This window comes from Streptomyces sp. NPDC055078 (assembly GCF_053607985.1).
Genome location: NZ_JBSGUP010000540.1, coordinates 1 through 5,672, shown reverse-complemented (window position 1 = coordinate 5,672; position 5,672 = coordinate 1). Strand labels below are relative to the sequence as shown.

Here is a 5,672-nt window from a genome sequence, read left to right as displayed (position 1 = left end):
CCCCCTCGGTGGCCCGGACCCCCCGTGCGAGGCCGCACGGCGTGGTGCGACACGCCCTGGCGGGCGAAGGGTGTCAGCGGGTCCCGACCGCGGCCCGCACCGCCCGGCGGGCCATGGAGCAGTCGTCGTGCAGCCGCCGCAGCAGCAGCCGCTGTTCCTCGCCCGCGGACAGACCGCCGGCCGAACCGGCGCCCCCGCCCGCCGGGGTGGCCTCCCGCATCGTCCGCTGCACGGCCGTCTCGTAGGTACGGATCTCCCGGGTCAGCACCAGCATCAGATTCACCAGGAAGGCGTCCCGCGACGCCGTCCCCTGCTGCTGTGCCAGCTGACTGATGTGCCGTCGGGCGGCGGGCGCGTCGCCCAGCACCGACCAGAGCGTGGCGAGGTCGTAGCCGGGCAGATACCAGCCCGCGTGCTCCCAGTCGACCAGCACGGGGCCGGTCGGGGACAGCAGGATGTTCGAGAGCAGCGCGTCACCGTGGCAGAACTGGCTCGTGCTCTGCCGTCCGCCCGCGTACGCGAGGCCGTGCAGCAGCTTCTGGAGGTCGCCGAGGTCGCGGTCGGTGAACAGGCCGAGTTCGTGATAGCGGGAGATACGGGACACATAGTCAAGGGGGCGGTCGAACATCTCGGCCGGGGGACGCCAGCCGTTGAGCCGGTTGATCGCGCCGAGGACGGCCCGGACGTCGGCCCGTGGCGGCGCCTCGGCAGGGTGCCGGGTGAGAGCCGCCGCCCGGCCCGGCATCCGCTCGACCACCAGGGTGCAGTTGTCGGGGTCCGCCGCGATCAGCCGGGGGGCCCGCACCGGCGGGCGGTGCCGGACGAACGCCCGGTACACCGCTATTTCGTGGCGGAGCCGCTCGGCCCAGACGGGGGAGTGGTCCAGCAGGCATTTGGCGACCGCCGTCGTCCGCCCGGTCGTCCCGACGATCAGTACGGTCCGCCCGCTGCGACGCAGCACCTGCACCGGAGTGAACTCGGGGCAGATCCGGTGCACCGACGCGACAGCCATCCGCAGCTGCGCGCCCTGGGGGCCGGACAGGTCGATTCTCCCGCTGAGGGGCTGGCCGACCGCCGCGGCCGGCCGTCGATATCGACCGGCGTGCGAGGGGTCGAGATACGGTCCGGTGCCGGCCGGGACGGTGGAACGCTGCGGCCGGTGCGGGGCGGACACGGAGGACGATGCTGTGTACATGGGGTGAACAGATCCCTTCGTGCGCCGACAGTTCGCGTGCGCGGCCCGCCCCGGCACCCCTTCACACCCTGGGGAATGCGATGAGGTGCCGGGCCGGGGTGGCGCGTTCCTACGTCACACCAGCGCGCGGGTGGCACACCATCTGGCGAACCCTGGCGAACCCTGGCGAATAGTCGCCAGTCACCTGACAGAGCGTTACTGTCAACACAGCCGAGAACCTGGGGGCTTGACGTGACCGGAGTACCCAACACCCGCCTGTGCGACCTGTTCGGCCTGACCGGCTGGTCCAAGGGCGAACTCGCGAGACTCGTGAACCGGCAGGCGGCGGCCATGGGGCATCCGCAGCTGGCGACCGACACCTCGCGGGTGCGGCGCTGGATCGATATGGGGGAGACCCCGCGCGACCCCGTGCCGCGGGTGCTGGCGGCCCTGTTCACCGAGCGGCTCGGCCGTGTCGTGACCATCGAGGATCTCGGGTTCGTACGGAACGGGCGAGCGGGTAGACGGAAGGACGTGCGGGGCTCCGGCAGTACGGACAACCCCGACGGACTCCCGTGGGCGCCCGACCGGACGGCTGCGGTCCTCACCGAATTCACGGGAATGGACCTCATGCTCAACCGACGCGGCCTGGTGGGCGCGGGCGCCGCGCTCGCCGCAGGCACAGCACTCAGCAGCGCCATGCACGACTGGCTGCACACCGACCCCGCACTCGTATCCGACGCCCCACGCACCGACACTCCCCTGCATGCCGACCCCGCTGGGTACGACCGCTATGAGGCCGCCCCCATCGGGTCGCAGGAGATCGAGGCCCTGGAACGCTCCGTCGATGTGTTCCGTGCCTGGGACGCCGCCCGTGGCGGCGGGCTCCAGCGCAAGGCCGTCGTGGGGCAGCTCAATGAGGTGGGCGGCATGCTCGCCTACCGCCACCCCGACCATCTCCAGCGGCGCCTGTGGGGCGTCGCCGCCAACCTCGCCGTACTCGCCGGCTGGATGTCGCACGACATCGGCCTCGAACCCACCGCCCAGAAGTACTTCGTCATCGCCGCGCACGCGGCCCGCGAGGGCGGCGACCGCCCCCGCGCGGGCGAGGCACTGTCGCGCGCCGCCCGCCAGATGGTCCATCTGGGCCGTCCCGACGACGCGCTCGATCTGATGAAGCTCGCCAAGTCCGGCTCGGGAGAGGAGACCCTGCCGCGCACCCAGGCCATGCTGCGCACCATCGAGGCATGGGCGCAGGCGTCGATGGGCCGGGGCAAGGCCATGCGCCGCACCCTCGGTGAGGCGGAGGACCTCTTCGTCTCGGACAACGGGGATGTGCCGCCGCCGAGCTGGATGCAGATGTTCGACGAGGCGGATCTCCACGGTATGGAGGCCCTGGCCTACCGCACGCTGGCCGAGCACGACGCGTCGGCCGCCGATGTCGCGCAGAAGCACGCCAAGAAGGCGCTGGATCTGCGCGAGGGCGGCCGACAGCGGTCGATGATCTTCGACTACATCTCGCTGGCGTCGGCGTGCTTCATCGGCGACGACCCGGAGCGGGCCGATCGCTATGCCCGGCTGGCACTGGTGTCGATGGGGGAGACCTCCTCGCACCGCACCTGGGACAGGCTGCGTGAGATGTACCGGCTCACCGGCCAGTACGCGGGCTACGGGAAGATCGAGGATCTCCGCGAGGAGATCCGGCTCGCGCTGCCCAACAGCCCATCGAGAAAGGCGAGGACCGTCTAGCGGCACACGCCCCGGCGACCAGCGGGGTCCGGGCGGCTGCCCCGACCCCCACCGGGGACGCACGGCCGGGGCGCGCGAGCCGGCGGGATCCGTAGGACAGGGCGTCCGGGATCCGTACGGCAGGCTTCAGATCAGTGGGACGTCAATGGGACGTCAGTGGGACGGGCTTCAGGAGTTCAGGAGCTTGGGACGGGCTTCAGGAGCTTCGGACCTTCAGGAGCCGATGCGCGCGACCAGTACGGAGGCATCGTCCTCACGGCCGTCACCACCGAACATCTCGACGACCGCCCGTACGCTGTCCCGGGCGTCGCGGGCCTCGGCGAGGCGTGGTGCGAGCGCGAGCAGCCGGTCGGTGTCGCTCTCGTCCGCGCTCGTACGGGTCAGACCGTCCGTGTGCAGCACCAGCAGATCGCCGGGGAGGAGCTGGAACTCGGCCTGTTCGTACTCGGCTCCGGTGGTCGCCCCGAGCAGCACCCCGTCCGGCGGGGTCAGAAAGCGCCCCGTCCCGTCGCGGAACAGCAGCGGGGCGGGGTGTCCCGCCTGCGCCCAGGTCAGCACCCGGCTCGCCGGGTCGAACCGGCAGCACACCGCGCTGCCCAGGGCGGGCTGCGCCGATGTCTCCAGGAGCTGGTTGAGATGGCCCATCAGCGGCCCCGGCTCGATCCCGGCCACCGCCATCCCGCGCAGTGCGCCGAGCAGCATCGCCATCGATGAGGTGGCGGCCACGCCGTGTCCGGTGAGATCGCCGACGCCGAAGAGGGAGGCGCCGGACGGCAGTTGCATGGCGTCGTACCAGTCGCCGCCGATCAGGGCGCTGTTGACGGACGGAAAGTAGTGCGCGGCGACATCCAGCTCGGCCGCTCCGTCGGGCGGGAACTGCAAGGAGTCCCGCCACGGCGGCAGCACCGCCTCCTGCAACTCGACCGCGAGCCGGCGTTCGGTGCGCTCGAAGTGCTGATGGCGCTGGAGCGAGTCCCGGCTCTCGCGCACCGCTCGCTCACTGCGCCGCAGCTCGCTGACGTCCCGGATCACCGCCCACATGGCGGCGGTCGAGCCATCGGCGTCCAGGATGGGCTCACCGGTCATATGGACCGTACGCACCCGGCCGTCGGCGCGCACCATACGGAACTCGCCGTCGATGGGCCGCCCGTCCACCAGCGCGCCGGTCACCATCGCGGTCAGCAGGGTCTGGTCCTCCGCGAAGACGATGGAGGGGAGTTCGTCCAGCGTCATGGGACCGCTCACCGGGGGGCGGCCGAGAATCCGGTACAGCTCGTCGGACCAGCTCACCTCGTCCGTGAGGAGATTCCACTCGGCGCTGCCGACCCGGCCGAGCAGCGATCCGGTGCGCTGGGCGCTGTCCGCCTCGTACGGCGCGAGCGCGTCCTCGAAGGCGTCACCGGGCAGTTCGTCCGGCGGTCCTGGCAGCCCCTGCTTGAGCTGCCCCAGCTGGGCGCCGAGGTCATCGAGCTGATGGACGGCCAGATCGCACAGCGCCTTCTGCCACCGGCCCTGCGGGTCGTCCTCGTCCGCCACCGCGTCCCGGCGCACGGCGTCCACGTCACCGCGCAGCCGGCGGGTCCGGGTGATCAGAGCGTCGACGGTACCGCGCTCGGGCGGCTGTGAGGCGGGACGGTCCGCGAACACATGGGACGGCATGTCGTACTCCGATACAGGCGTGGCCACGGCCAGGTCTGAGACACGGTCTGAACAATGGACCGTTACGACTCTTGCACAGGGAGCGACAGCCCGTAAGGGATTTGGCAAGACTCGATCCGGTGATGCCCTGGTCATATGCCGGGAGCCGGATTCGCGCGATTTCTGTTCGCTCCGCGGCGCACCCTGTTCTATCGCCTGCGTCCCGCCCCGGGCAAGGCGTACCCCCATCGGCCGGACACTTCGTCCGGAAACCGCTGGACGGACCCCGGCCCGCCGGGGAACCTGGCCGGATGGACGACGGCGGCCGACCGGTCACCGGGGACGGCGCGGACCGTGGAGCGGCCATGGCGTCGGGCCCTGCGCTCCCACGCGACAGCCCGCGCACATCCCGCGCGGCGGCCCGGTGCCGAGTGGGGACATCTTCTGTCCTGTGCCACCACCGGAGAGGAGTCAACAGTGAACGCCACCCCTCGGTTCTCGCTCGCCAGCGTGGTCCTCGACTGCCCGGACGCCCACGCCCTCGGGGAGTTCTACGCGCGGCTCCTCGGCTGGGAGGTGACCGCCCGTGAACCCGAGTGGGTCCATCTCCGCTCCCCGGACGGCTCCCTCGGTCTCTCCTGCCAGGGCGAGCCGGAGTACGAACCCCCGCGCTGGCCCGAGGAGCCGGGCGCCCAGCAGAAGATGCTCCATCTCGACATCCGGGTCGACGACCTCCGGGACGCGGCCCGGCACGCCGTCTCGCTCGGCGCCACGGAGGCCGCCCATCAGCCGCAGGACGATGTGCGCGTCCTGCTCGACCCGACCGGCCATCCCTTCTGTCTCTTCCTCTCGTCCGTCTCATCCGTCGCCGGCCGGCGGCAGGGCTAGCCCGGCATGGGACCGCCGGAGGCGGCCCCAGCGGAGCCGGACCAGCGGATGTAATACTCAATCCATGACAGCGGCTATGACGGGTGCGGACCCGGTGGTGCGGAAGGACGGCGTACGGATCAGACGCGCGACCGCCCGGGACGCCAAGCGGCTCAGCGCGCTGGTGCGCCGGTCGCGGGCGTACGAGGGCCGGTACGCGGCGATGGTCGCCGGGTACCGGGTG

The 5,672-nt window shown here is 71.7% G+C and carries 4 protein-coding genes and 1 pseudogene; 3 read left to right on the top strand and 2 right to left on the bottom strand.

Annotated features, from left to right (window positions below; all coding sequences use genetic code 11):
• Positions 1 to 73 precede the first annotated feature (73 nt).
• A complete protein-coding gene (locus ACWF94_RS31475) occupies positions 74 to 1,195 on the bottom strand; it encodes an aminoglycoside phosphotransferase family protein (RefSeq protein ID WP_453496142.1) in 1,122 nt (373 codons plus the stop codon).
• A gap of 231 nt (positions 1,196 to 1,426) precedes the next feature.
• On the opposite strand from ACWF94_RS31475, the gene ACWF94_RS31470 reads away from it, so the two are divergent.
• Positions 1,427 to 2,923 carry a DNA-binding protein NsdB gene (locus tag ACWF94_RS31470; protein ID WP_453496139.1) on the top strand — a complete coding sequence of 499 codons (1,497 nt, stop codon included), beginning with the start codon at positions 1,427 to 1,429 and terminating at the stop codon, positions 2,921 to 2,923.
• Positions 2,924 to 3,136: 213 nt separating this feature from the next.
• Here ACWF94_RS31470 and ACWF94_RS31465 read toward each other — a convergent pair whose 3' ends face one another.
• A complete protein-coding gene (locus ACWF94_RS31465; protein ID WP_453496145.1) occupies positions 3,137 to 4,582 on the bottom strand; it encodes a PP2C family protein-serine/threonine phosphatase in 1,446 nt (481 codons plus the stop codon).
• A gap of 456 nt (positions 4,583 to 5,038) precedes the next feature.
• On the opposite strand from ACWF94_RS31465, the gene ACWF94_RS31460 reads away from it, so the two are divergent.
• Both ACWF94_RS31460 and ACWF94_RS31455 read left to right on the top strand, forming a co-directional pair.
• A complete protein-coding gene (locus ACWF94_RS31460; RefSeq protein ID WP_453496136.1) occupies positions 5,039 to 5,449 on the top strand; it encodes a VOC family protein in 411 nt (136 codons plus the stop codon).
• Between the two features lie 64 nt (positions 5,450 to 5,513).
• Positions 5,514 to 5,672, top strand: a pseudogene (locus ACWF94_RS31455) (GNAT family N-acetyltransferase); the annotation flags it as partial.